The sequence below is a fragment of the Mesorhizobium sp. B4-1-4 genome (assembly GCF_006439395.2).
Classification (GTDB): domain Bacteria; phylum Pseudomonadota; class Alphaproteobacteria; order Rhizobiales; family Rhizobiaceae; genus Mesorhizobium.
In genome coordinates this window covers 5397663-5421399 of sequence record NZ_CP083950.1, presented here as the reverse complement: position 1 = coordinate 5421399, position 23737 = coordinate 5397663, and the positions used below count along the sequence as shown (strand labels likewise).

Annotated in this window: 25 protein-coding genes and 1 pseudogene; 15 read left to right on the top strand and 11 right to left on the bottom strand. The window is 62.5% G+C overall.

The window, feature by feature from the left end; genetic code table 11:
- The first annotated feature begins 17 nt into the window (after nt 1-17).
- The 3 genes and pseudogenes from trxA to FJW03_RS26150 all read left to right on the top strand — a co-directional run bounded on the left by trxA (nt 18) and on the right by FJW03_RS26150 (nt 1180).
- Nucleotides 18-344: a thioredoxin gene (gene trxA, locus FJW03_RS26160; protein WP_140606682.1), complete on the top strand. Its 327-nt coding sequence runs from the start codon at nt 18-20 to the stop codon at nt 342-344.
- A 132-nt stretch (nt 345-476) separates the two neighbouring features.
- A complete protein-coding gene (locus FJW03_RS26155) occupies nt 477-758 on the top strand; it encodes a cupin domain-containing protein (protein ID WP_140766312.1) in 282 nt (93 codons plus the stop codon).
- Nucleotides 759-887: 129 nt separating this feature from the next.
- A pseudogene (locus FJW03_RS26150) lies at nt 888-1180 on the top strand (plasmid stabilization protein).
- Here FJW03_RS26150 and FJW03_RS26145 read toward each other — a convergent pair.
- From FJW03_RS26145 to FJW03_RS26125, 5 genes are all read right to left on the bottom strand, one after another.
- Nucleotides 1132-2457: a bifunctional folylpolyglutamate synthase/dihydrofolate synthase gene (locus FJW03_RS26145; RefSeq protein ID WP_140766313.1), complete on the bottom strand. Its 1326-nt coding sequence runs from the start codon at nt 2455-2457 to the stop codon at nt 1132-1134. The pseudogene FJW03_RS26150 and the gene FJW03_RS26145 overlap by 49 nt on opposite strands.
- A gap of 120 nt (nt 2458-2577) precedes the next feature.
- Nucleotides 2578-3504, bottom strand: coding sequence for an acetyl-CoA carboxylase, carboxyltransferase subunit beta (gene accD, locus FJW03_RS26140; RefSeq protein WP_140766314.1), 927 nt, complete (start codon nt 3502-3504; stop codon nt 2578-2580).
- A 101-nt stretch (nt 3505-3605) separates the two neighbouring features.
- Complete coding sequence (gene trpA / locus FJW03_RS26135) at nt 3606-4445, bottom strand: tryptophan synthase subunit alpha (protein ID WP_140606678.1); 840 nt, start codon at nt 4443-4445, stop codon at nt 3606-3608.
- A 62-nt stretch (nt 4446-4507) separates the two neighbouring features.
- Nucleotides 4508-5758, bottom strand: coding sequence for a tryptophan synthase subunit beta (gene trpB / locus FJW03_RS26130; protein ID WP_140766315.1), 1251 nt, complete (start codon nt 5756-5758; stop codon nt 4508-4510).
- 85 nt (nt 5759-5843) lie between these two features.
- Complete coding sequence (locus tag FJW03_RS26125) at nt 5844-6503, bottom strand: phosphoribosylanthranilate isomerase (protein ID WP_140606676.1); 660 nt, start codon at nt 6501-6503, stop codon at nt 5844-5846.
- Nucleotides 6504-6630: 127 nt separating this feature from the next.
- Here FJW03_RS26125 and FJW03_RS26120 point away from each other — a divergent pair, with 127 nt between their 5' ends.
- Complete coding sequence (locus FJW03_RS26120) at nt 6631-6858, top strand: hypothetical protein (protein WP_140606675.1); 228 nt, start codon at nt 6631-6633, stop codon at nt 6856-6858.
- A gap of 40 nt (nt 6859-6898) precedes the next feature.
- On the opposite strand, the gene FJW03_RS26115 is transcribed toward FJW03_RS26120, so the two are convergent.
- From FJW03_RS26115 to FJW03_RS26090, 6 genes are all read right to left on the bottom strand, one after another.
- Nucleotides 6899-7534, bottom strand: a complete 636-nt coding sequence (locus FJW03_RS26115) for a macro domain-containing protein (RefSeq protein WP_140690841.1) — start codon at nt 7532-7534, stop codon at nt 6899-6901.
- Nucleotides 7535-7844: 310 nt separating this feature from the next.
- On the bottom strand, nt 7845-8795 hold the full coding sequence (locus tag FJW03_RS26110) for an IS481 family transposase (RefSeq protein ID WP_140613602.1): 951 nt from the start codon (nt 8793-8795) through the stop codon (nt 7845-7847).
- Between the two features lie 151 nt (nt 8796-8946).
- Nucleotides 8947-9705 carry a M48 family metallopeptidase gene (locus FJW03_RS26105; protein ID WP_140606674.1) on the bottom strand — a complete coding sequence of 253 codons (759 nt, stop codon included), beginning with the start codon at nt 9703-9705 and terminating at the stop codon, nt 8947-8949.
- Nucleotides 9706-9803: 98 nt separating this feature from the next.
- A complete protein-coding gene (locus FJW03_RS26100) occupies nt 9804-10274 on the bottom strand; it encodes a DUF2852 domain-containing protein (RefSeq protein WP_140766837.1) in 471 nt (156 codons plus the stop codon).
- 90 nt (nt 10275-10364) lie between these two features.
- Nucleotides 10365-11534 carry a benzoate/H(+) symporter BenE family transporter gene (locus FJW03_RS26095; protein WP_140766873.1) on the bottom strand — a complete coding sequence of 390 codons (1170 nt, stop codon included), beginning with the start codon at nt 11532-11534 and terminating at the stop codon, nt 10365-10367.
- A gap of 2 nt (nt 11535-11536) precedes the next feature.
- Nucleotides 11537-12307: an alpha/beta hydrolase gene (locus FJW03_RS26090; protein ID WP_140766838.1), complete on the bottom strand. Its 771-nt coding sequence runs from the start codon at nt 12305-12307 to the stop codon at nt 11537-11539.
- A gap of 234 nt (nt 12308-12541) precedes the next feature.
- Between FJW03_RS26090 and infC the strand changes: the two genes are divergently transcribed.
- The 11 genes from infC to FJW03_RS26035 all read left to right on the top strand — a co-directional run bounded on the left by infC (nt 12542) and on the right by FJW03_RS26035 (nt 23705).
- Nucleotides 12542-13078, top strand: a complete 537-nt coding sequence (gene infC, locus FJW03_RS26085; protein WP_140606671.1) for a translation initiation factor IF-3 — start codon at nt 12542-12544, stop codon at nt 13076-13078.
- 298 nt (nt 13079-13376) lie between these two features.
- Entirely contained in the window at nt 13377-14003 is a 627-nt protein-coding gene (locus FJW03_RS26080) for a methyltransferase family protein (protein WP_140766839.1), read from the top strand.
- Nucleotides 14004-14488: 485 nt separating this feature from the next.
- Entirely contained in the window at nt 14489-14692 is a 204-nt protein-coding gene (rpmI, locus tag FJW03_RS26075) for a 50S ribosomal protein L35 (RefSeq protein ID WP_006201248.1), read from the top strand.
- 93 nt (nt 14693-14785) lie between these two features.
- Nucleotides 14786-15187 (top strand): 50S ribosomal protein L20, encoded by a 402-nt coding sequence (gene rplT / locus FJW03_RS26070; RefSeq protein ID WP_006201247.1) that lies wholly within the window; start codon nt 14786-14788, stop codon nt 15185-15187.
- A gap of 125 nt (nt 15188-15312) precedes the next feature.
- Complete coding sequence (gene pheS, locus FJW03_RS26065) at nt 15313-16416, top strand: phenylalanine--tRNA ligase subunit alpha (RefSeq protein WP_181168987.1); 1104 nt, start codon at nt 15313-15315, stop codon at nt 16414-16416.
- A gap of 43 nt (nt 16417-16459) precedes the next feature.
- A complete protein-coding gene (gene pheT / locus FJW03_RS26060) occupies nt 16460-18868 on the top strand; it encodes a phenylalanine--tRNA ligase subunit beta (RefSeq protein WP_140766840.1) in 2409 nt (802 codons plus the stop codon).
- Nucleotides 18869-18906: 38 nt separating this feature from the next.
- Nucleotides 18907-19509 (top strand): nucleotidyltransferase family protein, encoded by a 603-nt coding sequence (locus FJW03_RS26055; RefSeq protein ID WP_140766841.1) that lies wholly within the window; start codon nt 18907-18909, stop codon nt 19507-19509.
- Between the two features lie 83 nt (nt 19510-19592).
- Nucleotides 19593-20165, top strand: coding sequence for a cytochrome b (locus tag FJW03_RS26050; protein ID WP_140766842.1), 573 nt, complete (start codon nt 19593-19595; stop codon nt 20163-20165).
- A 69-nt stretch (nt 20166-20234) separates the two neighbouring features.
- Complete coding sequence (locus FJW03_RS26045; protein ID WP_140766843.1) at nt 20235-20810, top strand: YceI family protein; 576 nt, start codon at nt 20235-20237, stop codon at nt 20808-20810.
- Nucleotides 20811-20976: 166 nt separating this feature from the next.
- Nucleotides 20977-21963, top strand: a complete 987-nt coding sequence (locus FJW03_RS26040) for a Gfo/Idh/MocA family protein (protein WP_140766844.1) — start codon at nt 20977-20979, stop codon at nt 21961-21963.
- A gap of 83 nt (nt 21964-22046) precedes the next feature.
- The gene (locus tag FJW03_RS26035; protein ID WP_140766845.1) at nt 22047-23705 is read left to right on the top strand and encodes an FAD-binding dehydrogenase; all 1659 of its coding nucleotides are present in this window, start codon (nt 22047-22049) and stop codon (nt 23703-23705) included.
- The last annotated feature ends 32 nt before the right edge of the window (nt 23706-23737 follow it).

The following is a 23737-nucleotide window of genomic DNA, read 5'->3' as shown; positions in this document are numbered from 1 at the left end:
CGAAAGGATTTTTCCGCATGGGTGCCACCGTCAAGGTCGACAAGAGCAATTTCCAGGCCGATGTGCTCAACGCCAAGGAGCCGGTCGTGGTCGATTTCTGGGCGGAATGGTGCGGCCCGTGCAAGATGATCGCGCCGGCGCTCGAAGACATCGCAGTCGAACTCGGCAGCAAGGTGAAGGTCGCCAAGCTGAACATTGACGAGAATCCCGAGCTTGCCGCGCAATTCGGCGTGCGCTCGATCCCGACACTGATGATCTTCAAGGGCGGCGAAGTGGCCGACATGAAGGTCGGTGCCGCGCCCAAGACCGCGCTGTCGCACTGGATCAACGGCAACCTCGCCTGAGGTTCTTAAAAACCGGATCGATAAGCCCGGCCTCGCGCCGGGCTTTTTTGTTGGCGTCATCGGTGAACTGCTCTGGCCCTCACACAAGGGCTTTCCATGTCTTCTGTTGTGAGCAGAAGCAGGGAGAGAAAAATGACCGGATCCGCCAAGGCCACCGTCTTCATCGACAATGAGCGCGTCATCGTCACCGAATACCGCTTCCAGCCCGGTGACAACACCGGTTGGCACCGCCATGGCCACGACTATGTCGTCGTGCCGCTGATGGACGGCAAGGTGAAACTATTGACCAAGGACGGTGAATCCTTCGCCGAGATGAAGAAGGGCGCGCCCTATTTCCGCAAGGAAGGCGTCGAGCACGACGTCATCAACGCCGATGAGGGCGAATACGCCTTTATCGAGATCGAGCTGAAGTAACCGGCGTCTCGACGGCTGATTGCACATGGGAAATCTGGAAATCCCATGCGCACGGATGCGCATGCCATCAGCAGCCGTCTTGATGGCTGGAGCGGATTGGCACATATCTCTTTCAAACCGGAGTTTGAAATGGCCGAATCACAGCTCTCAGTCCGCAGTGCAAAAGCACGCGATCTGGCTCATCGCCTTGCCGTCGCGAGAATCGCTCTATAGCCGATGTGGTCGAACGCGCGCTCGAAGCCTACGAGATACGAGAAGCGGGCCGAGAACCCGCATCCACCTTCTATGCCCGCCTGACTGCAAGCAGCGGCGCCGACATTGATCTGGAGAAAGTCATCCGCGAAGGGCGACGAAGCCGTTCAGGAGACAGCACTCAGGTCGGCGGCGTGCCGTTTTCGGCCAGCACCGCGCCGGCCAGATAGAGCGAGCCGCCGATCAGGATGCGCGGCGGCGGGCCGTCCCAGGTGTCGCGCAGCAGCATCAGCGCGCTGGCGACGGAACTGACCGGCTCTGCCGACAACCCGGCTTCCGTGGCGCGGATCGCCAGTTCGTCGTTCGGCACGCCGGCGTCGCTCATGCTCACCGGCACGGTGTAGACATGCCGGACCAGGCCTTTGAAGGCGCGGAAATAGCCACTCTGGTCCTTGGTGTTGATCATGCCCGAGATGAGGAAGAGCGGGCGCGGGTTCTTTTCTTCCTGCTCGGCCAAGGCTTCGGCGACAACCACCCCGGCGCCCGGATTGTGGCCGCCGTCGAGCCAGATGTCGGCGCCCTTTGGCGCGAGCTCCGCCAGCCGGCCTTGCATCAGCTTCTGCATGCGGCCGGGCCAGGCGACACTGGTCATCGCTTTTTCGGCGGCGCGATGGCTGATCTCGAAGCCGGCCGCCTTGATCGCGGCGATCGCCGCGGCCGCATTGGCGAACTGGTGACGACCCGGCAGCCGCGGCGACGGCAGGTCCATCAGGCCGTCCTCGTCCTGGTAGACCATGCGGCCGTTTTCCTCGAAGGCCAGGAAATCCTGGCCGTAGACGAAGGTCGGGCATTCCAGCCGCTCGGCGGTTTCGATCAACACCTGCAGCGCCGTCTCGCTTTCCTGCGCGCCGATCACCACGGGGCAGCCGCGTTTCATGGTGCCGGCCTTTTCAGCCGCGATCAGTTCGACACGGTCGCCGAGATAGGCCTCGTGGTCCATCGAGACAGGCATGATCACCGACACGGCCGGCCTGGCGATGACATTGGTGGCATCGAAGCGGCCGCCGAGACCGACCTCGATGATGGCGGCTTCGGCGGGATGCTCCGAAAACAGGATGAAGGTGACGGCGGTGAGGATCTCGAAGACGGTGATCTTCTGGCCTTCGTTGGCCATGGCGACGCGGCCAATGGCCTCGGCGAAGACATCATCGTCGACCAGCCTGCCACCGCCTTCGGCGGCAAGCCGGTAGCGCTCGTGCCAGTTGACCAGATGCGGCGACGTGTGCACGTGCACGAGACGCCCGGAAGCCTCCAGCAATGCCCGTGAGAAGGCGGCGCAGGAGCCCTTGCCGTTGGTGCCGGCGATATGGATGACCGGCGGCAGCAAGTCCTGCGGATTGCCCAGCCGCTCCAAGAGCCGCGTGATGCGTTCGAGCGAAAGGTCGAAGCCTTTCGGGTGAAGCGCCATGAGGGCTTCGATTTCGCGGTCGGCGGCGAGCGTCGTCATGACAGAATCCTGGCGCATGGCCCGAGAACCAGAATCAATCCCGGAATAGCCATGGCAATCAAAAGGCTACAGCGCGCCATGGACATGACGCAATCATTGTTCGCGGCGGCTGGTGTCGCGTCAGGCCTGCGGCCTGGATTCGCCGGCAACCACGGCTGGCGGCAAGATTTCCGGTTCCAGCGGCTTTTCAGCCTCCGGCATCTTGAGCAGCATCTTCAACAATCGTGCGATGGTTTCGCGCAGTTCGAGCCGCGACACCACCATGTCGACCATGCCGTGCTCCATCAGATATTCGGAGCGCTGGAAGCCGTCCGGCAGTTTCTCGCGGATGGTCTGTTCGATGACGCGCGGCCCGGCAAAGCCGATCAACGCGCCGGGCTCGGCGATGTGCACATCGCCCAGCATGGCGTAGGAGGCGGTGACGCCGCCGGTGGTCGGATTGGTCAGCACGACGATGTAGGGAAGGCCGGCTTCCTTGAGCCGGTCGACGCCGACCGTTGTGCGCGGCAATTGCATCAGCGACAGGATGCCTTCCTGCATACGGGCGCCGCCCGAAGCAGCGAACAGGATCAGCGGCCGCTTGCGCTGCAGGGCGACCTCGAAAGCGTGCACGATGGCATCGCCGGCCGCCATGCCGAGCGAGCCGCCCATGAAAGCGAAATCCTGCACCGTCACCACCACCGGCAGGCCGTCGATGGTGCCGAGCGCGTTGACAATCGCATCTTCCAGGCCGGTCTTGGCCTTGGCGTCCTTAAGCCGGTCGGTGTAGCGCTTCTCGTCGCGGAACTTCAGCGGATCCTGCACGACCTTCGGGTTCTCGAGCTGCTCGTACTTGCCGTCGTCGAGGAAGTATTTCAGCCGCTCCTTGGCCGAGATCTTCATATGATGGCCGGAGGACGGGATGACGAACTGGTTGGATTCCAGATCCTTGTGGAACACCATCTCGCCGGTCTCGGGATCCTTGATCCAGAGATTCTCGGGCATGTCGGTGCGCCGGCCGAGCATCGAATTGATCTTCGGGCGAACGTAATTGGTGATCCAGTTCATCGCTTCGGCTCCTGTCCTGACGAAGAGTTGTTAATGCATGCCGCCCAGAAGTGGGAACCGGTTTTGGGATATCGGCATGCACGAAACCAGAGGTAGGAGAACTATTCGGCGGCAGCAAGGCGGGCCGAACGCACGCCTTGTGCAAGGCCGCTGACCAGCGTGGCGACGGCCTCGGCCGGATCGGCGGTCTTTTCACCCTTCGGCCCCAGCACATTGGCGACCGCATTGACAATCGCGGTGCCGACGACGACGCCATCGGCATTGGCGCCGATCACGCGCGCCTGCTCGGCGGTCTTGACGCCAAAGCCGACGCAGACCGGCAGGTCGGTATGGCTCTTGATGCGCTTCACCGCCGACGCCACCTTGCCGGTATCAGCCAGCGCCGAGCCGGTGATGCCGGTCATGGAGACGTAGTAGACGAAGCCGGATGTGTTCTGCAGCACCTTGGGCAGCCGCTTGTCGTCGGTGGTCGGCGTCGCCAGGCGGATGAAGTTGATGCCCGCCTTCAGCGCCGGAATGCAGAGTTCCTCGTCCATCTCGGGCGGCAGGTCGACGACGATCAGCCCGTCGATGCCGCTGGCCAGCGCGTCTTTGAGGAAACGGTCGACGCCGTAGATGTAGATCGGGTTGTAGTAACCCATCAGCACGATCGGCGTTTCATTGTCGCCTGCTCGGAACTCTGCCGCCATCTTCAGGGTCTTGACCAACGTCTGGCCGCCTTTCAGCGCGCGCAGGCCCGCCGCCTGGATCGCTGGGCCGTCGGCCATCGGATCGGAAAACGGCATGCCGAGCTCGATGATGTCGGCGCCGGCCGTGGGCAGCGCCTTCATGATCGACAGCGAGGTGTCGTAGTCCGGGTCGCCGCCCATGAAATAGGTGACGAGCGCCGGGCGGCCTTCGGTCTTCAGCTTCGCCATGCGGCGGTCGATGCGGGTCGTCATGTCTGGCCCTTTGGACGAATTTTGCTCATAATCAACTCCCAAGTCGAAACTGTCCAAAGGGCCTAGATCTCCATGCCCAGCATCGAGGCCACCGTGTGCACGTCCTTGTCGCCACGGCCCGAAAGGTTGACGATGACGATCTGGTCCTTGCCCATGGCAGGCACGATCTTCACCGCATGCGCGATGGCGTGCGCGGATTCCAGCGCCGGAATGATGCCTTCGACGCGCGTGGTCAACTTGAAGGCTTCCAGCGCCTCGTCATCGAGGATCGGCACATATTCGACGCGGCCGGAATCGCGCAGCCACGAATGCTCCGGCCCGACGCCGGGATAATCCAATCCGGCCGAGATCGAATGCCCATCCATGATCTGGCCATCCGCGTTCTGCAGGAGATAGGTGCGGTTGCCGTGCAGCACTCCGGGCGAACCGGCATTCATCGAGGCGCAATGCTCGATGCCGTCGAGACCGCGACCGCCGGCCTCGATACCGATGATGCGCACATCCTTGTCATCCAGGAAGGGGTGGAACAGGCCGATGGCGTTGGAGCCGCCGCCGACAGCGGCGATGATGGTGTCCGGCAGCCGGCCTTCCTGTTCGAGGATTTGCGCGCGCGCCTCCGAACCGATCACCGACTGGAAGTCGCGCACCAGCTCCGGATAGGGATGCGGGCCCGCCGCGGTGCCGATCAGGTAATAGGTGTCCTCGACATTGGTCACCCAGTCGCGCAAGGCTTCGTTCATGGCGTCCTTGAGCGTGCCGTGGCCCGCGGTCACCGGCCGCACTTCGGCGCCGAGCAGCTTCATGCGGAAGACATTGGGGCTTTGGCGGGAAACGTCGGTGGCGCCCATATAGACCACGCAGGGAAAGCCGAAGCGGGCCGCGACGGTGGCCGACGCCACGCCATGCTGGCCGGCGCCGGTTTCGGCGATGATGCGCTTCTTGCCCATGCGCTTGGCGAGCAGGATCTGGCCGAGGCAGTTGTTGATCTTGTGCGAACCGGTATGATTCAGGTCCTCACGCTTGAAATAGACCTTGGCGCCGCCCCCGAGGCCTTTCGCCGAAGAAATCTCACGAAGATGCTTGGTCAGCCCTTCCGCGAAATAGAGCTTCGACGGCCGCCCGGCATAGTGGGTCGAAAGATCGGTCAGCTCGGCTCTGAAATCCGGATCGTTCTTGACCTCGTTCCAGTTCTTTTCCAGATCGAGGATCAGCGGCATCAGCGTTTCGGCGACGAAACGGCCGCCGAAAATGCCGAACATGCCCTGCTCGTCGGGTCCGGTGCGGAAGGAATTTGGTGTCGCCGGCTTGTTCATCGCCGATCTCCTGGCATCTTGTTGAGCATGTCCTTGTCGGAAAACCGGGTTCCACTTTTCCGGGACATGCTCTGGTTTGAGCCGGTCAGGCGGCGCGGTCGTCGCGTGCTGCCCGGACAGCCCGGAAAAACTGTTCGATCAGCCCCGGATCCTTGACGCCCGGCGCGCTTTCCACGCCCGACGAAATGTCTATTCCGGGCGGGTTTGCAAGCCGAAGGGCATCGCCGATATTGGCGGCGTTGAGCCCACCGGAAAGCATGTAATCGACGCCGGCGTCAAGGCCGGCGAGAATGCGCCAGTCGAAGGCCACACCATTGCCGCCCGGCAGTTCGGAGCCTTTCGGCGGTTTGGCATCGAACAGCAAGCGGTCGGCAACGCCGATGAACGGCCCTATGCGGCCGAGGTCGGCGGCCTCGCTGAGCGGCAACGCCTTGATCACCGGCAAGCCATGGCGGGCCTTCAGTTCGGCCACCCGTCCGGGTGTTTCCGAGCCGTGCAACTGCAGCATGTCGGGCTGCATCGCCGTGACGATCTCGTCCAGGAAGGCGTCGCTGGCATCGACCGTGACGGCGACCGCCAAAGCCTTGCCGCGCGCCGTTTCGCGCAGGCGGCCGGCTTCAGCCGGCCCGACATAGCGAGGGCTTCTAGCGAAGAAAATAAAGCCGACATGGCTGGCGCCGCCGGCCAGGGCCGCGGCCATAGCCTGGTCGGTCTTCAAACCGCAGATCTTGATGTCGAGCGCCATGGCGCGGGAATTGGCACGAAAAGCGATGAGAGTCGAGAAAAAGCATGCTGTTTGCCGGCAAGGCCAAAGGCGCTACCTATTGATGGAGGGCACGTTGATGAACAGCATGCCGGGCGGGAGAACAACCATGAGCGATACAACCGACCCAACCGTTGCCGAACTGAAGCAGAAGATCGCGCAAGCGCGTGAGGTCATTGCCCACCTGATGGACAAGGCCGCCTTCAACGGCGCCGAAGCACACCGCGCGCTGGAGTATTTCGGCAGCGACGCCTTCGACCGCAATTTCCTGCCCTGGCCGCATCATGGAAATGAGGGGCTGAGGCCGGAGGAGCTCAATGCGGCGAATGACGATTGAGGCCGTCCATATCGGTGTGGGTAAGCTTGCGAAACTCGAACTACTGCAATCCGCGGGGCCGATCCGTGTAAAGAAGCTGGTGTTCCTCACTAGCCTCGGCCCAACTGGAGGGCAAAACGATTGATTCTTGCCGCGCCTGGTCGAATGCTGCCCGCATCTGCCTGGCACACCGCGCGGCGGGAACGCGGCCAACGCCGGTTCCCATCCCGGGGAAGGCAATCGTCCGGACATGCTCCCGCACCTTCGCCCCGGAAAGGGCCTCGGTATGGAACGTCCCATGCCGGACCAGTAGCAAGGTCGCCCGGGTGGCGAGGAACGGGTTGACGGTGTTTTGATCGAGCACCATCGGCACCCGCATGGTCGGTGCTGCGATTAGATAGGGATGGTTGTGATTTCCCGTCGAGACGATTTCCGCGGCTCCAACCAGGAGCTCCCCATAGTGATGGTCGACAATGACTCGGCGCAGTCGAAGCTGGAGATCCCAGCCAAAAACGCGAGAGTACTGAGCATCAATGCCACCATCCATAAAGCCGTAGCTGTTGGCTGGGCTGACAAGCGCGTCCGCCTCAACGTCGAAAATAGACCCCCTATGAATTTGCACATTGGCTACGCCACGAAATTCCTTCGCCCAGGCGTCAGCTAGGTTCGGTTCCATCGCCGTCAGGATCAATTTCAAAACAATCCTCCCTTCATGAGCGAGCGCCAACTTTCCTTATGCGGATCGATCCCGTAGGTTAGCTAGCCGCAGGCGCAGGCAAACTTCATGTCACGAAAATCAAGTCGCGCATTGCCTCCGCCAAATTATTGTCCCCGAAACCCTCGTCAAACTCTATGTAAAACGGCCTAAATTCCGGCGCTGGCTGCGGCAATGGAAGATCGAGTTAATCGAAAGGCCAACACGGAGTGGTTTGAGCTCTTTCCTGGAACCGGGTGCGCTCCGTTTCCTGCACCGCTGGAGCATAAGCATCAGCGTCGCGGCATGGATCCTAGGTGTTTAGTCCCGGCATTTGATGGACCGGGTCGAGTCTGAACCGTTCGGGCTCTTTTTTCCAGATTTTGCAGATGAACTCATAAGGCGTGAGGCCTTTGAGGGTCTTGAGCCTGCGTGCGAAATTGTAGGCTGAGATGAAGTCGGCGAGGTGTCGGCGCAGCTGATCGTGATCGTCATAGTGGAAGCACTTGACGGTCGCGTCCTTGATGGTTCGGTTCATCCGCTCGACCTGGCCGTTGGTCCAGGGATGGTTGATCTTGGTGAGCCGGTGCTCGATGCCATGGTCGGCGCAGACATCATCGAAGATATGCCGGGGGGCATGGCGGTCGCAGCTTCGGTTGGTGAACTGGATGCCGTTGTCGGTCAAAATGGTGTGGATGGCATAGGGCACGGCCGCGATCAGATCTCGCAGGAACTGGACCATCGTCATCTTGTCCGCCGTCGCGTGTAGCTGCGCATAGGCGAACTTGGACGTCCGGTCGACGGCAACGAAGAGACGCAGCTTGCCCTCGGCGGTCTGCACATCGGCGATATCGATATGGAAATAGCCGATCGGATAGGCCTGAAACTTTTTCTTGGCCGGCTTGTCACCATCCACCTGCGGCAATCGCGAAATACCATGGCGTTGAAGGCAACGATGCAAGGACGAGCGTGTCAGATGCGGGATCGTCGGCTGAAGGGCATAGAGACAATCATCCAGTGGCAGCAGCGTGTGCTTGCGAAAGGCGACGATGGCCGCCTCTTCCTCCACAGACAACACCGTCGACTTCGGGTCCTTGGGGCCTGTCGGAAGATCGGCGGTCGAGGTTCGGTTCTTCCACTTTCGAACCGTCTTCTGATCGATCCCGTAGCGCCTGGCCAGCGCCCTCAGGCTCTCTTGACTATTTTGTATTGCTCGACGGATTGCCTCTGTCGTCGTGGCGCGGCCGTGCAGAACTTGTCCCATAACGCATCCTTCCAGTCGGAAGAAAATATCGCACCATTAAAGCTCGGGATCAAACACCTAGGGTCTGCGCCGCGTCGCTTCGCTCCTTGCTTCGCCCTAGGATGACGAAATTGAGATGGGTTCGCCAATCCCGAACGGTTGCGCTAGCGCCCTATTCGAACACGATCGCCTGCAGGGCGCCGCCATTGCGCTTCAGCCAATCCTTGCAACGGTCAGTATCGGGGCAAAGTTTTTCGCAAAGTTTCCAGAATTTCGGGCCGTGGTTCATCTCTTTCAGATGCGCCACCTCGTGCGCGACGAGGTAGTTTATGACTGGTGGCGGCGCCATCATGATACGCCAGGAGAAGGACAGATTGCCTTCCGAGGTGCAGGAACCCCAGCGGCTTGACGTATCCTTGTAGCGGATCGCCTTGGCGCGCTTGCCAAGCGCCTCGGTGTGCCTGACCACTAGCTTTTCGATCTCCTTCTTGGCCTCGCGCTTCAAGAAATCGGCGATACGGCGCGGGAGGTGCACACGCTCGCCATGCACGATCAGCAGCGGGCCGCGCTCGTCGCGCGACACGGTGACGGTGCCGCGCTTTGACGGTTCATGGACGATGCGGTGCGGCACGCCCCGAACTGGGATCTTGATGCCGGGCCGTACCTGAGGCCGCGTCGGCACCTTGGCCAGCCGCTGCTCCAGCCAGTCCTGATGGCGGTCGAGGAACCGCTCCACCTCGCCACGGCGCAGGCCAGGCGGAACGGTGATGCGCAGGCCCTGGCCACCGGAATCGATGCGCAGCGTCAGACGTCGCGCCCTGGCACTCTCGACGATCTTGAGCGGCAATGTGCGGCCGGCGACGCAATATTCACGCTCGACGACGGGCGTCGGCTTGGGCTTTGTCAGATTGCGAAAGAATCCGAGGGTCATGGCGGGACGATACGCGATTCGGGAAAAACGAATAGAACAAAAAAGAAACGGCGCCGCTTGCGCGACGCCGTCATCATACCTCAGCCTGTCGCGCGGCTTCAGTCGTCGAGCAGGTTCGAATCCTTGCCACGCTTGGCGGCGCTCGGGTCGGCCTTGGTCGGAGCAGTCGACTTGTTGCGGTTCGCCATGAAGCGATCGAACTCGTCCTGATCCTTGGCACGACGCAATTCGCGGGCATAATCGTCGAATTCGGTCAGCATGTCGTCGAGCTTGCGGCGTTCCTCGGCCAGGCGCTCAAGCTCCTTTTCGCGCCAGTCGTCAAAGGCGACATTGCCGGTGCGGGCGGAGCCATTGCCCCAGCGCGCGGCCTTGTCGGAGCCGCGGCGGCAACCGGCGAAGATGCCGTCGGTCGCGCGGTTGACGTCACGCTTGAAGCCTTCAAGCCGGTCGCCCCAGATGATGTAGGCGAGCATGGCGAAGCCGAGCGGCCAGAACACCATGAAGCCGATCACCATCAACGCGATGGTTGCCGGCGTCCAGGCCGGGCGGATCAATGCAGATGTGTTCATTTTCTCCCATTCCTTCGGTTGGAGACAGCCAGGACCGGCTGCGTGGAATCGAAATGGGAAGGCAAAAACAGCGATTCAAGACAATGTCCGCTAAAACCGGACAAGCTTCTGAAATGATTGTCGCTTTTTGAGCATATCGAGGAAAAGCACGGTCAGCCCGGCGATCAGCCCCCAGAAAGCAGCACCGACGCCAAACAATGTCAGCCCGGAAGCGGTGACGGCAAAGGTGACGGTGGCGGCCATGCGCTCGCCCTCATCCTTGAGCGCGATCGCCAGCGCGTTGGCGAGCGAGGCCATCAGCGCGAGACCCGCCACCAACACGATCAGGCTTTGCGGCAGGACGGCGAAGATCGCCACCAGCGACGCGCCAAAAATCGCGAAGATGAGATAGGCAAGCGCGTAGAACGGGCCGGTCTTCCAGCGCTCAGCGGGGTCGGGATGGACATCCGGCCCGGTGCAGATCGCCGCCGAGATCGCGGCCAGATTGGTGGTCGAACCGCCGAACGGCGCCGACAGAAGCGAAAACAGACCGGTGACGCCGATCAGCGGACCGGGTTCGGGATGGTAGCCGGCGGCGCGCAGCACGGCGAGACCCGACAGGTTCTGCGAGGCCATGGTGACAAGGTAGAGCGGCAGTGCCAGACCTATCATCGCCTTGACGGTGAAATCAGGCGCGATCAGCGTCAGTGTGGACAGCTCTGGGGTGGGCAGGCCGCCGACACGGCCAGTGAGAAAAGCACCTAGTCCGCCGCCGATCAGCACCGCCAGAACCGACAGCGCCGGGTTGAACAGGCGGATGATGAAAAAGGCCGCGATCAACGGCAGGATCAGCCACGGATCCACCGGAATAGTCTTGACCGCGTTGAGGGCGAAGGTGACGACGATGCCGGCCAACATTCCGGAAGCGACCGAGGGCGGTATCCTGGAGATCAGCTGCGTCAACGGCCGGAACAGGCCGGTGGCGATCAACAGGATGCCGGTGAGAATGAAGGCGGCGACGGCCTCGCCGATCGAAAAGCCGCTCGATGCCGCCATCAGCGCCAGGCCTGGCGTCGACCAGGCGGTGATCACAGGCATTTTCGTGCGCCACGACAGCCACAGGCTTTCGATCGCCATGGCGAGGCAAATGGTCGTCACCCAGCTCGCCGTCTGAACCTGCGTCGCGCCGACCGCCTTGGCGGCGGCAATGACGATGGCCAGCGTGCCGCCGAAGCCGACGATTGCCGCGACAAAGGCGGAGACCGGGATGGAAAGGCGCATCGTCATTTGCCTCGTCCGGCTATGTCACCCACCGCCCGGACCAGCATGTCGAGGTCCTGCGGCCGCGACAGGCGGTGGTCGCCGTCGGGAATGAGGGACAGCGTGACATCATCGGCCGGCAGCAGCCCGACCAGTCTCAACGCATGGCTCGACGGCACGTCGGGATCGGCAAGGCCCTGCAGGATATGGACCGGGCAATGCGTGTCGATCGGCCCGGTCATCACCCGGTTGTCGCGCCCGTCCTCGATCAGGGCCCTGGTGTAGATGTAGGGCTCGGTGGAGTAGTCGGACGGCTCGGCGAAGAAACCTTTTTCGGCGAGGTCGCGTTTTTGCATCTCGGTCAGCACCGGCTCGACCAGCTCACTGGTGAAATCCGGCGCCGGCGCCAAAAGCACCAGGCCGACGATATTTGTGTCGCCGGCCTTGCGCAGTTCCTGCACCATGCGCAGCGCGATCCAGGCGCCCATCGACGAGCCGACCAGGATCTGGTTGCCCTTGGTGAAATGCCGGAACACGGCGAGGCTTTGCGACAGCCATTTCGAAATCGTGCCGTCGGCAAAGGCGCCGCCGGATTCGCCATGGCCCGAATAATCGTGGCGCAAAAACGCACGGCCTTCCCTCGCCGCCCAATCGGCCAGCGTTTCGGCCTTCGTGCCCAGCATGTCGGACTTGTAGCCGCCGAGCCAGACGATGCCCGGTGTGGCGCCGGATCTATGGCGGACCGCGATGCGCGATCCATCGACGTCCAAAAAGGTGGGAGCGGTGGCGGTCATGGGCTATCGATCGGTCCTGGTTGACTGGCCCGGCGTCTGGGCTCAGGTCTTTTGGCACAGCCACAGGTGAGGCGGAAAGTGCTCGCGATGCTTCTTTGCCTGGTACAGGCTCTTGATCAGGTGATTTCCTGAGAACGCTGTGCTATTGACTCCGCCCGCGCGCTTCCCACATTGGCGCGTTCACAATACAGACTTGTACGAACCCTGAACGAAACGGCCAAGGAGACCACGACCATTCGCAGACCTTTCAAAGCAGCGGCGCCCACCAAGGATGGCCCGCGCTCCAACCGTGACATCCGGGTTCCCCGGGTCCAGCTTATCGACGCCGAAGGCCAGAACCGTGGCGACGTTTCCATCAACGACGCATTGCTGCTCGCCGAAGAGGCAGGGCTCGATCTCGTCGAAATATCGCCCAACGCACAGCCGCCCGTCGTCAAGATTCTCGATCTCGGCAAATTGAAATACGCCAACCAGAAGAAGGCGGCCGAGGCGCGCAAGAATCAGAAGGTCATCGAGATCAAGGAGATCAAGATGCGCCCGAACATCGACAGCCATGACTACGAGACCAAGATGAAGGCGGTGCGCCGCTTCTTCGAGGAAGGCGACAAGGTCAAGCTGACGCTGCGCTTCCGTGGCCGCGAGATGGCGCATATGGAACTCGGCATGCAGCTTCTGAACAAGGTGCGCGAGGAAGTCGCTGCTATCGCCAAGGTCGAGGCGGAACCGAAGCTTGAAGGCCGGCAGATGATGATGGTGCTGGCGCCGCGCTAAGCAGGCTCCGCTCGCTTCGCCGGGCGTCGTCTGCTCAGGTTTCTTTGGTTGTCGCAGGTCCTCACCGCACCATGCGACACTTTGCGGAACCCGGCTCGGATCACGTTAAGGTTAGGTGTGGCCGTCGCGCTCCAAATCCGCCTGAATTGTGCTACAGGCGTCCCGACGATCGGCGGGACGCCTGTTTCTTGGCCACAGCCGCGATCGCCGGCTTTGTTTTTATGCCTGTCGTTCTCCCAAACCCGAGTTCATTTTTTGGGCGGCAGGCGATAGGCTCCTCGACGATCGGATACCTCCCTTGGACAATGAACCGAAATACGGGCTGGGCAACTACCAGCAGATGCGCAGGCTGGTGCTTGCCGTGCTGGTGGTGGTGCTGTTTCTGGCGCTGCTGTTTGGTCAGTCGACCTTCCCGCCCGACACGCCGGTGCATGAATCGATCGAAATGTTCGGCGTGCTGCTGATTTTCCTCGGCATTGTCGGGCGCCTTTGGGCGACGCTCTATATAGGCGGGCGCAAATCTTCCGAGGTGGTGACCGGCGGGCCCTACTCGATCACCCGCAATCCACTCTATGTGTTCTCGACCGTGGCTGCGGCCGGCGTCGGCGCGCAGATCGGCTCGTTCTCCGGCGTCATCCTGTTCGCGGTTCTGTGCGCGGGTGCCTTCCACATCGTCATCCTGCGCGAGGAGAAATTCCTCAAGGAAGCACTTGGAGCGCCCTACCAGGCCTATCTGGAAAAGGTGCCACGCTTCTTCCCGAACCTTTCCCTCTATCAGGAGGGCGATACCGGCAGCTTCAAGCCGCGCCTGCTGCTGACCACGCTGCTCGATGGGCTGGTGTTCCTGATTGCCTTGCCAGCCTTCGAACTGATCGACGGCGCCCAGCAGTCGGGCATGCTGCCGGTGTGGTTCACTCTTCCCTGATTTCTAGGGCATTTCGGTCTCAATCGTGGTCGGCAAGCAGAATTGTCACGACCCGGGACTACTATCGCCGAAGCTGACGCTGCCCCTCATTGCCCTGCCGGGCATTTCTCCCCGTATAGTGACGGGGAGAAAGAGCAGTTGTGGCGTCGCGCTTATTCCGCAGCGTAGAAGATTAGCGAAAACATCGGCGAGGCGCCCCTCTCCCCGTCACTATACGGGGAGAGGATGCCGGCAGGCAGGTGAGGGGCAGCGCCAGCACTCGGAAGGGATCCAAACTGAAGCGATAGCTTTGGCGAGTGAATGTGTCGGGTGTTGCGCACGGGCCTTCTTTGACGTATAGGACCGCCGTTCAAGAAAACCGCCCGGCAGGGCATGCCGTGGCGGTTTCATTTGCTTTTCGGGCTTTGGTCGGCCCGGAGCGAACAAAACAAGAGGCGTGGAGTGCCGGAGGCACGACAGGGACCTCATAGAAACGGAGTAGCAAAATGCCCAAGATGAAGACCAAATCGGCCGCCAAAAAGCGGTTCAAGATCACAGGTACGGGTAAAGTCCTGTCGGCTGCGGCCGGCAAGCGTCACGGCATGATCAAGCGTTCCAACAAGTTCATTCGAAATGCCCGCGGCACGATGGTTCTGGCTGAACCGGATGGCAAGAAGGTCATCAAGAATTTTCTGCCGAACGGCCTCTAAGGCATTCGGTATGGACACGCATTTGTTTGACGCAATTCCGAACGGAAAACCGCAACACACTTTTCCTGGAATTGCTTTTAAGGAGATCATGACATGGCACGCGTAAAGAGAGGCGTCACCTCGCACGCCAAGCACAAGAAGGTCCTGAAAGCCGCCAAGGGTTTCTACGGCCGCCGCAAGAACACCATCCGCATCGCCAAGCAGGCGGTGGAAAAGTCGCTGCAGTACGCCTACCGCGACCGCAAGAACCGCAAGCGCTCGTTCCGCGCGCTGTGGATCCAGCGCATCAATGCGGCGACGCATGAGCATGGCCTGACCTATGGCCGCTTCATCGACGGTCTCAACAAGGCCGGCATCGAGATCGATCGCAAGATCCTGTCGGACATGGCCATCCACGAGCCGCAGGCGTTCGCGGCCCTGGTCGCCAAGGCCAAGGTCGCGCTCGAATATCTGAAGAACACCACGCCGAACGCTTTTGAAAGCGCTGTCGCTTAAGATCAGCGCTTCCCAAGCACTTTCGACACTTGGTTTGGGGAACCCGCGCTGGCACGGCTGGCGCGGGTTTTTCTTTGGATCGCGACGTAAGTCAGTATTTACTTATCTTTCAATTGGTAATCCCGATGAACACCACACTGAACGATCGCACTATCGACGCTCTCGAAGGCACGTTGATGGCCGACATTGCGGCCTCAGCTGACGAGCAAGCAATTGAAGCCGTCCGTGTCGCGGCGTTGGGCAAGAAGGGCTCGGTCTCGGAATTGTTGAAGTCATTGGGCGGAATGTCGCAGGAGCAGCGGCAAATTTTCGGACCTGAGATCAATGGCCTGAAAAACCGTATCACCGAGGCGCTGACCGCACGCAAGGCCGAGTTGAAGGATGCGGCGATCGCCGCCCGCCTCGCCGCCGAAAAGGTCGACGTGACGCTGCCGGTGCGGCAGTCGCCGGCCGAGCGCGGCCGCATCCATCCGATCAGCCAGGTCATCGACGAGATCGCGGCGATCTTCGGCGATCTCGGCTTCGCCATCGCCGAAGGTCCCGATATCGAGACCGACTACTACAATTTCACCGCGCTGAATTTCCCCGAAGGCCATCCGGCGCGCGAGATGCACGACACCTTCTTCTTCCAGCCGGACGAGAAGGGCGAGCGCAAGCTTTTGCGCACGCACACCTCGCCCGTGCAGATCCGCACCATGGAGCGGCAGAAGCCGCCGATCCGCATCGTCATTCCGGGCAAGACCTATCGCCAGGATTCCGATGCCACCCACTCGCCGATGTTCCATCAGGTCGAGGGGCTGGTGATCGACAGATCAGCCAACGTCGCCAACATGAAGTGGGTGCTGGAGGAGTTCTGCAAGGCCTTCTTCGAGGTACCGAGCGTGAAGATGCGTTTCCGGCCGTCCTTCTTCCCGTTCACCGAACCAAGCCTCGAGGTCGACATCCAGTGCGACCGCTCGCGGCCCGGCGAAGTGCGCTTCGGCGAAGGCTCCGACTGGATGGAGATCCTGGGCTGCGGCATGGTGCACCCCAACGTGCTGCGCGCCGGCGGGCTCGATCCGGACGAGTATCAGGGCTTTGCCTGGGGCATGGGCATCGACCGCATCGCCATGCTGAAATACGGCATGCCGGACCTGCGCGCCTTCTTCGACGCCGATGTGCGCTGGCTATCGCATTATGGCTTCCGGCCGCTCGACATGCCGACGCTGTTCGGGGGCCTGAGCCCGTGACGAGCCAAGAAATCCCTGCTGCCAAAGCTTACGGAACAGTACAATGAAATTCACCCTCTCCTGGCTCAAGGATCACCTCGAGACCGACGCCTCGCTCAATGAGATCGTCGAGCGGCTGACGTCGATCGGCCTCGAAGTCGAGCATGTCGACGACAAATCCAGCCTGAAGCCATTCGTCATCGCCAGGGTGTTGAGCGCGGTGCAGCATCCCGACGCCGACCGGCTGCGGGTGCTGACCGTCGATACGGGCGACGGCAAGGCCCCTGTCCAAGTGGTCTGTGGCGCGCCCAATGCGCGCGCGGGCCTGATCGGCGCCTTCGCCGCGCCCGGCACCTATGTGCCCGGCATCGACGTGACGCTGACCGTCGGCAAGATCAGAGGCGTCGAAAGCCATGGCATGATGTGTTCCGAACGCGAGCTGGAACTGTCCGACGAGCACAACGGCATCATCGACCTTCCCGGGGATGCGCCGGTCGGCACCAGCTTCGCCGCCTATGCGCATCTCGATGATCCGGTCATCGAGATCAACCTGACGCCGAACCGGCCGGACGCCACCAGCGTCTACGGCATCGCGCGCGATCTCGCCGCGAGCGGGCTCGGACGGCTCGTGGGTGGCGCGATCATGCCGCATGTCGGCGAGGGGCTGTGTCCGGTGAAGGTGACGATCGAAGCGCCGGAACTCTGCCCCGGCTTCGCACTGACGATGGTAAGGGGCGTCAAGAACGGCCCGTCGCCGAAATGGCTGCAGCAGCGCCTGATCGCCATTGGCCTCCGACCGATCAGCGCGCTGGTCGATATCACCAACTACGTCACTTTCGACCGCGGCCGGCCGCTGCATGTGTTCGACGCCGCGAAGGTTGCTGGCAATCTCGTCGTGCGCCGCGCCAGGAAGGGCGAAAAGGTGCTGGCGCTCGACGGGCGCGAATACACGCTGACGCCGGAGATGTGCGTGATCGCCGACGACAATGGCGTCGAATCGATCGCCGGCATCATGGGCGGCGAGCATTCCGGCTGCGACGAGAACACCACCGACGTGCTGATCGAGTCCGCGCTCTGGGACCCGATCGCCACCGCCCGCACCGGCCGCACGCTCGGCATCATCTCCGACGCCCGCTACCGGTTCGAGCGCGGCGTCGATCCCGAATTCATGGTGCCTGGCATCGAGCTGGCGACCAGGCTGGTGCTCGATTTCTGTGGCGGCACGCCGACGGAAATGGAAGTGGCCGGCTATGCCGGGCACAAGCCGAAGATCCTGTCGTTCCCGCTGTCGGAAGTGAAGCGCCTGACGGGCATCGAGGTGCCGAAGGCGGAAAGCCTCGACATCCTGACCCGCCTTGGTTTCCAGCCGCAGGGCTCGGGCGACGTCGTCAAGGTCAAAGTGCCGTCCTGGCGGCCGGATGTCGACGGCAACGCCGATCTTGTCGAGGAAGTGATGCGCATCCACGGTGTCGACAACATCGCGCCGCAGCCGCTCGGCGCGCATGACGTCGTCAACGGCAAGATCCTGACCCCACTGCAGGTCCGCACCCGCACGGCCAAGCGGGCGCTCGCCGTGCGCGGCATGATGGAGGCCGTCACCTGGTCGTTCATTCCGGCCAAGCATGCCGAGCTGTTCGGCGGTGGCCAGACGGCGCTGAAACTCGCCAATCCGATCGCCGCCGACATGTCCGACATGCGGCCGTCGCTGCTGCCGGGACTGATCACGGCCGCACAGCGCAACGCCGACAGGGGCATTGGCGACGTGGCGCTGTTCGAGGTGTCGGGCACCTATGAGGGCGACGGCGCCGAACAGCAGCGGCGCGTGGCCGCCGGCGTGCGGCGCGGCACCGCCAAGCTCGACGGCTCGGGCCGCAACTGGGCCGGCAATTCCGGCCCGGTCGGCGTGTTCGACGCCAAGGCCGATGCGATCGCGGCACTCGAAGCCTGCGGTGCGCCGATCGAGCGGCTGCAGATCGAGCCCGGCGGTCCGGCCTGGTACCATCCCGGCCGCTCCGGCACGATCAAGCTCGGACCGAAGACCGTGCTCGGCACGTTCGGCGAGTTCCATCCCAAGACGATGGAAGGGCTGGATGTCTCCGGGCCGCTCTGCGGCTTCGAAGTGTTCGTCGACGCCGTTCCCGAGCCCAAGGCCAAGCCGACGAAGACCAAGCCGAAGCTCGATCTTTCCGCCTTCCAGGCGGTGAAGCGCGATTTCGCGTTTGTCGTCGACAGAGGAGTAGAGGCCGGCACGCTGGTGCGCGCGGCCCTCGCCGCCGACAAGAAGCTGATCACAGGCGTTTCGGTCTTCGATATCTTCGAAGGCGCGTCGCTCGGCGAGGGCAAGAAGTCGATTGCCATCGAGGTGTCGATCCAGCCGGTCGAAAAGACGCTGACCGACGAGGATTTCGAGACGCTGGCCAAGCGCATCGTCGAGAATGTCGGCAAGCAGACGGGCGGCGTGCTGCGGGGGTGAGACTTGCGGGCAGATGGCGAATCGCCCTCCAAAGGGCGATGGACCATCTGCGCTATTCCGGGCTGCCGTTCGAGAAACAACGCGCGGCTTTTTTCGCCATAGTAGCGGCTGATCCGCTGCTGGCCAAAACGCTGGCGCAGGTGCGCACGCTTGCGCTGCCGGACTGGCTGGTGGTTTCTGGGGCGCTTTACAACAGCGTCTGGAACCATCTGACCGGCATGCCGTCCGGCTACGGGATAAGGGATGTCGACCTGTTCTATTTCGAAGACAGCGACCTGTCCTACGAAGCCGAGGACGCGGTCATTCGCCGAGCGGCACGGCATTTCGAAGGGCTGGCGCTGCCGGTGGAGGTGCGCAATCAGGCGCGGGTGCATCTGTGGTATCCGCAGAAATTCGGCCAGCTTTGCCCGCGCTACACGAGCTCAAGTGAATCGGTCAGCTACTTCGCCTCGAAGACGCATGCGGTGGGTGTGCGCTTTGATGCGGACGGGCAACTCGATCTCGTGGCGCCATTCGGTCTCGACGACATCTTCTCGTTCCGCATCACACCGAACAAGGTGATGGACAACCAGCGAACGCATGAGGCTAAGGGCAAACGGGCGCGGGAGATGTGGCCGGAGATTGAGGTGGTGCCGTGGTGACCACCCTTCCCCCTTGTAGGCCCCTTGTGGGGACGGTGAAGGGCGGGCTGGAAGAAAGGCACACTGCTATTCGTTTATGTCCCATGCAGTTTTCAATCACCAACAGCGCGACCCGATATGGCTGGGCAACGATCATCCTCCACTGGCTGATCGGGATCATCTTCATCGGCCAGTTCGTGCTCGGCTTCGTGATGGTGAGGATCGGGAGCCAGCGAACGGCCTTCGAACTCATTCAGTTGCACAAATCCCTGGGCTTCCTGTTGCTGGGCCTCGTCATCCTGCGCATCGGCTGGCGGCTCGGCAATGCGGCAACGCCCTTGCCGCCTTCGGTCGGCGCCCTGGAGCGGCGCACGGCGCCGCTCGCGCATTTCGCGCTCTATGCCTTCCAGATCGCCTTGCCCCTGTCGGGCTGGGCGCTGGTTTCGGTCTCGACGCTGGAAATCCCGACCATGCCGTTCAACCTGTTCGTGATGCCCGACCTGCCTTTGGCGGAGTCCGACGCTGCGGAGAGCTTCTGGGCGGCAACGCACTGGTATCTCGCCTATGCCGGCATCGCGCTGGTGGCACTGCATGTCGCCGCCGCCCTGCGCCACCACTTCCTTCTGCGCGACAGTGTGCTCACGCGCATGATCACACCTTCGTCAGGCAGGGAATAGTGCGGGCGGTTCGCGCGTTTGTGGGGTGAGGCCGCGAAAACGCGTTACCTCCAGGAAAGGATCAATCCCATGCATGCGCGCATCCTTGGATTCGCGGCTTTTGCCGCATGCCTAGCCGTGCCCGCCACTGCCGCGGTGGCGCTGAGCGACGCCGCGGGCAGCTACACGATCGTTCCGGCAGGCTCCAGCATCCGTTTCACCATAGGCAAGGCCGGTGGCGGCGGCTTCGATGGCGCCTTCGCCCGCTTCAAAGGCACGATCCGCATCGACAATGGTGACGTCGGGCACTCGAAAGTCGACCTCACCATCTATCCGGAAAGCGTCGGCACCGGCCAGGGCCGCATCGATGCCTTCCTGCGCTCCGACGCGGTGTTCGATGCGGCCAACAGCCCGGAGATCCAGTTCCACTCGACCAGCGTGACCCGCACCGGCGACACATCGGCCCTTGTCACAGGCAGGCTGACGGCGCGCGGCAAGACGTTTCCGGAAAAGTTCACCGCCGAACTCGATGGGTTGAAGGCCGGCACGATAAAATTCCATGTCACCGGCAAGGTGCTGAGGTCGCGCTACGGCATGGATATCGGCACGCCGCTCTACTCCAACGTCGTCGATTTCAACATGACGCTGACGGGCAAGAGAGGCTAGTTCCAAGCCCGCCTGCTCGGGTTCGTCATCCTAGGGCGAAGCAAGGAGCGAAGCGACGCGGCGCAGACCCGAGGATGGCGAAGGCGCTTTTTGACCCGCGTCTGCGATTGGCTTTTCTCCGGAATTGGGGCACACCTCCATCGAGTAACCGACAGGGAGAAGCGCGATGTTCCGATGGGGTGTGTTGTCGACGGCCAAGATCGGCCGCGAGCAGTTGTTGCCGGCAATCGTCGAGGCGGAGAATGGCGTGCTGTCGGCGATTGCCAGCCGCGACCCGTCGAAGGCCAAGGCATTGGGCGAGCGTTTCGGCGCGCGGCATGCGTTTGGCTCCTATGAGGAACTGCTCGCCTCCAATGAGGTCGACGGCGTCTACATCCCGCTGCCGACATCGCAGCATGTCGAATGGACGGCCAAGGCCATCGAAGCCGGCAAGCATGTGCTGGTCGAAAAGCCGCTGGCACTCGACGCCAAGGACATCCTGCCGCTGATCAAGCTGCGCGACCAGAAGAAGGTGCTGGTCTGCGAGGCCTTCATGGTCATCTACCATCCGCAGTGGATCAAGGTTCGCGATCTCATCGCCGGCGGTGCCATCGGTCGGCTGCGCCACGTGCAGGGCGCGTTTTCCTATTACAATGTCGACCCCAACAACATGCGCAACCAGCTCGACCTCGGCGGCGGCGCGCTGCCCGATATCGGCGTCTATCCGACGGTGTCGACGCGCTTTTCGACCGGCAAGGAGCCGCTGCGCGTGCAGGCGACGATCGAACGCGACAAAAAATTCGGCACCGACATCTATTCCTCGATCCGTGCCGATTTCGGTGACTTCGAACTGTCCTTCTATCTGTCGACGCAGATGGCGGCACGCCAGGTAATGGTATTTCACGGCGAGAAAGGCTTCATCGAGGTGTTTTCCCCGTTCAACGCCGGGCTCTACGACCATCACCGCGTCGAGCTGCACAACCAGAACCACACCGAGGCACAGGTGTTCCGCTTCCCAGGCACGCAGCAGTACAGGCTGGAGGTCGAGACCTTCGCGCGCGCAGCGCTTGGCGGCAAGGAGCGTGTCTTCACGCTGGAGGAATCGGTGCTCAATCAGAAGGTCATTGACGCCATCTTCCGCGCCGGCGGCAAGGATGGCTGGGAGACCGTCTGACGCTTTGTTCGACGCAATTCCGGACGGAAAACCGCTTACACTTTTCCTGGAATTGCGTTAGCCGGCTAATTCCGGGAGGGAAAATGGCTGACGACGCGGACGTGATCATTGTCGGCGCCGGCCTTGCCGGGCTGGTTGCCGCCGCCGAGCTTGCCGAGGCCGGCAAGAAAGTCATCATCGTCGACCAGGAGCCGGAGCAGTCACTGGGCGGGCAGGCATTCTGGTCTTTCGGCGGGCTTTTCCTGGTCGACTCGCCCGAACAGCGGCGCATGCGCATCCGTGATTCCCATGACCTCGCGCTCGAGGACTGGATGGGCACCGCCGCTTTCGACCGGCCGGAAGATTTCTGGCCGCGCAAATGGGCCGAGGCCTATGTTGGCTTCGCTGCTGGTGAAAAGCGCTCCTGGCTGATTGAGCGCGGTCTGAAGTTTTTTCCCGTGGTTGGCTGGGCCGAACGCGGCGGCGGCAATGCTATCGGCCACGGCAATTCCGTGCCGCGCTTTCACATCACCTGGGGCACCGGCCCCGGCGTGCTCGAACCCTTCGTACAGCGCGTGCGCGAGGCGCAGAAGCATGGATTGATCGGCCTCAACTTCCGTCACCGGGTCAACGAACTGACCCGCACCGGCGCGGTTGTCGACGGCGTGCGCGGCGACATCCTCGAGCCGAGCACCGTCGAGCGCGGCCACAAGAGTTCGCGCGAAATATCAGGCGATTTCGAGCTTCACGCGCAAGCGGTGATCGTCGCTTCCGGCGGCATCGGCGGTAACCATCAGCTGGTGCGGGAAAACTGGCCGCAGCGGCTGGGCTCGGCGCCGAAGCGCATGATCACCGGCGTCCCCGACCATGTCGATGGCCGCATGCTGGCGATCACGGAACAGGCCGGCGGCTCGATCATCAATCCCGACCGTATGTGGCACTATGTCGAGGGCATCAGGAACTGGGCGCCGATCTGGACCGATCATGCGATCCGCATCCTGCCCGGCCCGTCCTCGCTGTGGCTCGATGCGCGCGGCAAGCGCCTGCCGGTGCCGCTCTATCCCGGCTTCGATACGCTGGGCACGCTCAGCCACATCATGGGCACCGGCTTCGACTATTCCTGGTTCATACTGACCAGGAAGATCATCCAGAAGGAATTCGCGCTGTCGGGTTCCGAACAGAACCCGGACCTGACCGGAAAAAGTTGGCGCCAGGTGCTTGGCCGCGCGACCTCAGGCATTCCGGGGCCGGTGAAAGCCTTCATGGAGAAGGGTGAGGATTTCATCGTCGAGACCGACCTTTCGAAGCTGGTGGCGCGCATGAATGTGCTGGCCGGCGGCGAGCCGCTGCTGGACGTCGCGCAAGTCGAGCGCGAGATCCGCGCCCGTGACCGGCAGCTCGACAATCCGTTCTCCAAGGACATGCAGGTCACCGCCTTGCGCGGCGCCCGCGCCTATCTCGGCGACCGGCTGATCCGCACGGCCAAGCCGCACAAGATGCTCGACCCGGCGAATGGCCCGCTGATCGCGGTGCGTCTCAACATCCTGACCCGCAAGACGCTTGGCGGCCTGCAGACCGATCTCGACAGCCGGGTGCTCGGCGCCGACGGCCAGCCAGTTGTGGGACTTTATGCCGTGGGCGAGGCCGCCGGCTTCGGCGGCGGCGGCGTGCATGGCTATGCGGCGCTCGAAGGCACATTTCTCGGCGGCTGCATCTTTTCCGGCCGCAGTGCTGGCCGGGCGGCGGGACGTTCGGTGGCGTAGGGCGGGGCGATGGCGGCCTGGCGCATATGTCC

Excerpts from the sequence above, each read along its gene's own strand:
- trxA (WP_140606682.1), top strand. The coding sequence starts at position 18 with ATGGGTGCCACCGTCAAGGTCGACAAGAGCAATTTCCAGGCCGATGTG.
- FJW03_RS26155 (WP_140766312.1), top strand. The coding sequence starts at position 477 with ATGACCGGATCCGCCAAGGCCACCGTCTTCATCGACAATGAGCGCGTC.
- FJW03_RS26145 (WP_140766313.1), bottom strand. The coding sequence starts at position 2,457 with ATGACGACGCTCGCCGCCGACCGCGAAATCGAAGCCCTCATGGCGCTT.
- accD (WP_140766314.1), bottom strand. The coding sequence starts at position 3,504 with ATGAACTGGATCACCAATTACGTTCGCCCGAAGATCAATTCGATGCTC.
- trpA (WP_140606678.1), bottom strand. The coding sequence starts at position 4,445 with ATGACGACCCGCATCGACCGCCGCATGGCGAAGCTGAAGACCGAAGGC.
- trpB (WP_140766315.1), bottom strand. The coding sequence starts at position 5,758 with ATGAACAAGCCGGCGACACCAAATTCCTTCCGCACCGGACCCGACGAG.
- FJW03_RS26125 (WP_140606676.1), bottom strand. The coding sequence starts at position 6,503 with ATGGCGCTCGACATCAAGATCTGCGGTTTGAAGACCGACCAGGCTATG.
- FJW03_RS26120 (WP_140606675.1), top strand. The coding sequence starts at position 6,631 with ATGAGCGATACAACCGACCCAACCGTTGCCGAACTGAAGCAGAAGATC.
- FJW03_RS26110 (WP_140613602.1), bottom strand. The coding sequence starts at position 8,795 with ATGGGACAAGTTCTGCACGGCCGCGCCACGACGACAGAGGCAATCCGT.
- FJW03_RS26105 (WP_140606674.1), bottom strand. The coding sequence starts at position 9,705 with ATGACCCTCGGATTCTTTCGCAATCTGACAAAGCCCAAGCCGACGCCC.
- FJW03_RS26100 (WP_140766837.1), bottom strand. The coding sequence starts at position 10,274 with ATGAACACATCTGCATTGATCCGCCCGGCCTGGACGCCGGCAACCATC.
- FJW03_RS26095 (WP_140766873.1), bottom strand. The coding sequence starts at position 11,534 with ATGCGCCTTTCCATCCCGGTCTCCGCCTTTGTCGCGGCAATCGTCGGC.
- FJW03_RS26090 (WP_140766838.1), bottom strand. The coding sequence starts at position 12,307 with ATGACCGCCACCGCTCCCACCTTTTTGGACGTCGATGGATCGCGCATC.
- rpmI (WP_006201248.1), top strand. The coding sequence starts at position 14,489 with ATGCCCAAGATGAAGACCAAATCGGCCGCCAAAAAGCGGTTCAAGATC.
- rplT (WP_006201247.1), top strand. The coding sequence starts at position 14,786 with ATGGCACGCGTAAAGAGAGGCGTCACCTCGCACGCCAAGCACAAGAAG.
- pheS (WP_181168987.1), top strand. The coding sequence starts at position 15,313 with ATGAACACCACACTGAACGATCGCACTATCGACGCTCTCGAAGGCACG.
- pheT (WP_140766840.1), top strand. The coding sequence starts at position 16,460 with ATGAAATTCACCCTCTCCTGGCTCAAGGATCACCTCGAGACCGACGCC.
- FJW03_RS26055 (WP_140766841.1), top strand. The coding sequence starts at position 18,907 with ATGGACCATCTGCGCTATTCCGGGCTGCCGTTCGAGAAACAACGCGCG.
- FJW03_RS26050 (WP_140766842.1), top strand. The coding sequence starts at position 19,593 with ATGCAGTTTTCAATCACCAACAGCGCGACCCGATATGGCTGGGCAACG.
- FJW03_RS26045 (WP_140766843.1), top strand. The coding sequence starts at position 20,235 with ATGCATGCGCGCATCCTTGGATTCGCGGCTTTTGCCGCATGCCTAGCC.
- FJW03_RS26040 (WP_140766844.1), top strand. The coding sequence starts at position 20,977 with ATGTTCCGATGGGGTGTGTTGTCGACGGCCAAGATCGGCCGCGAGCAG.
- FJW03_RS26035 (WP_140766845.1), top strand. The coding sequence starts at position 22,047 with ATGGCTGACGACGCGGACGTGATCATTGTCGGCGCCGGCCTTGCCGGG.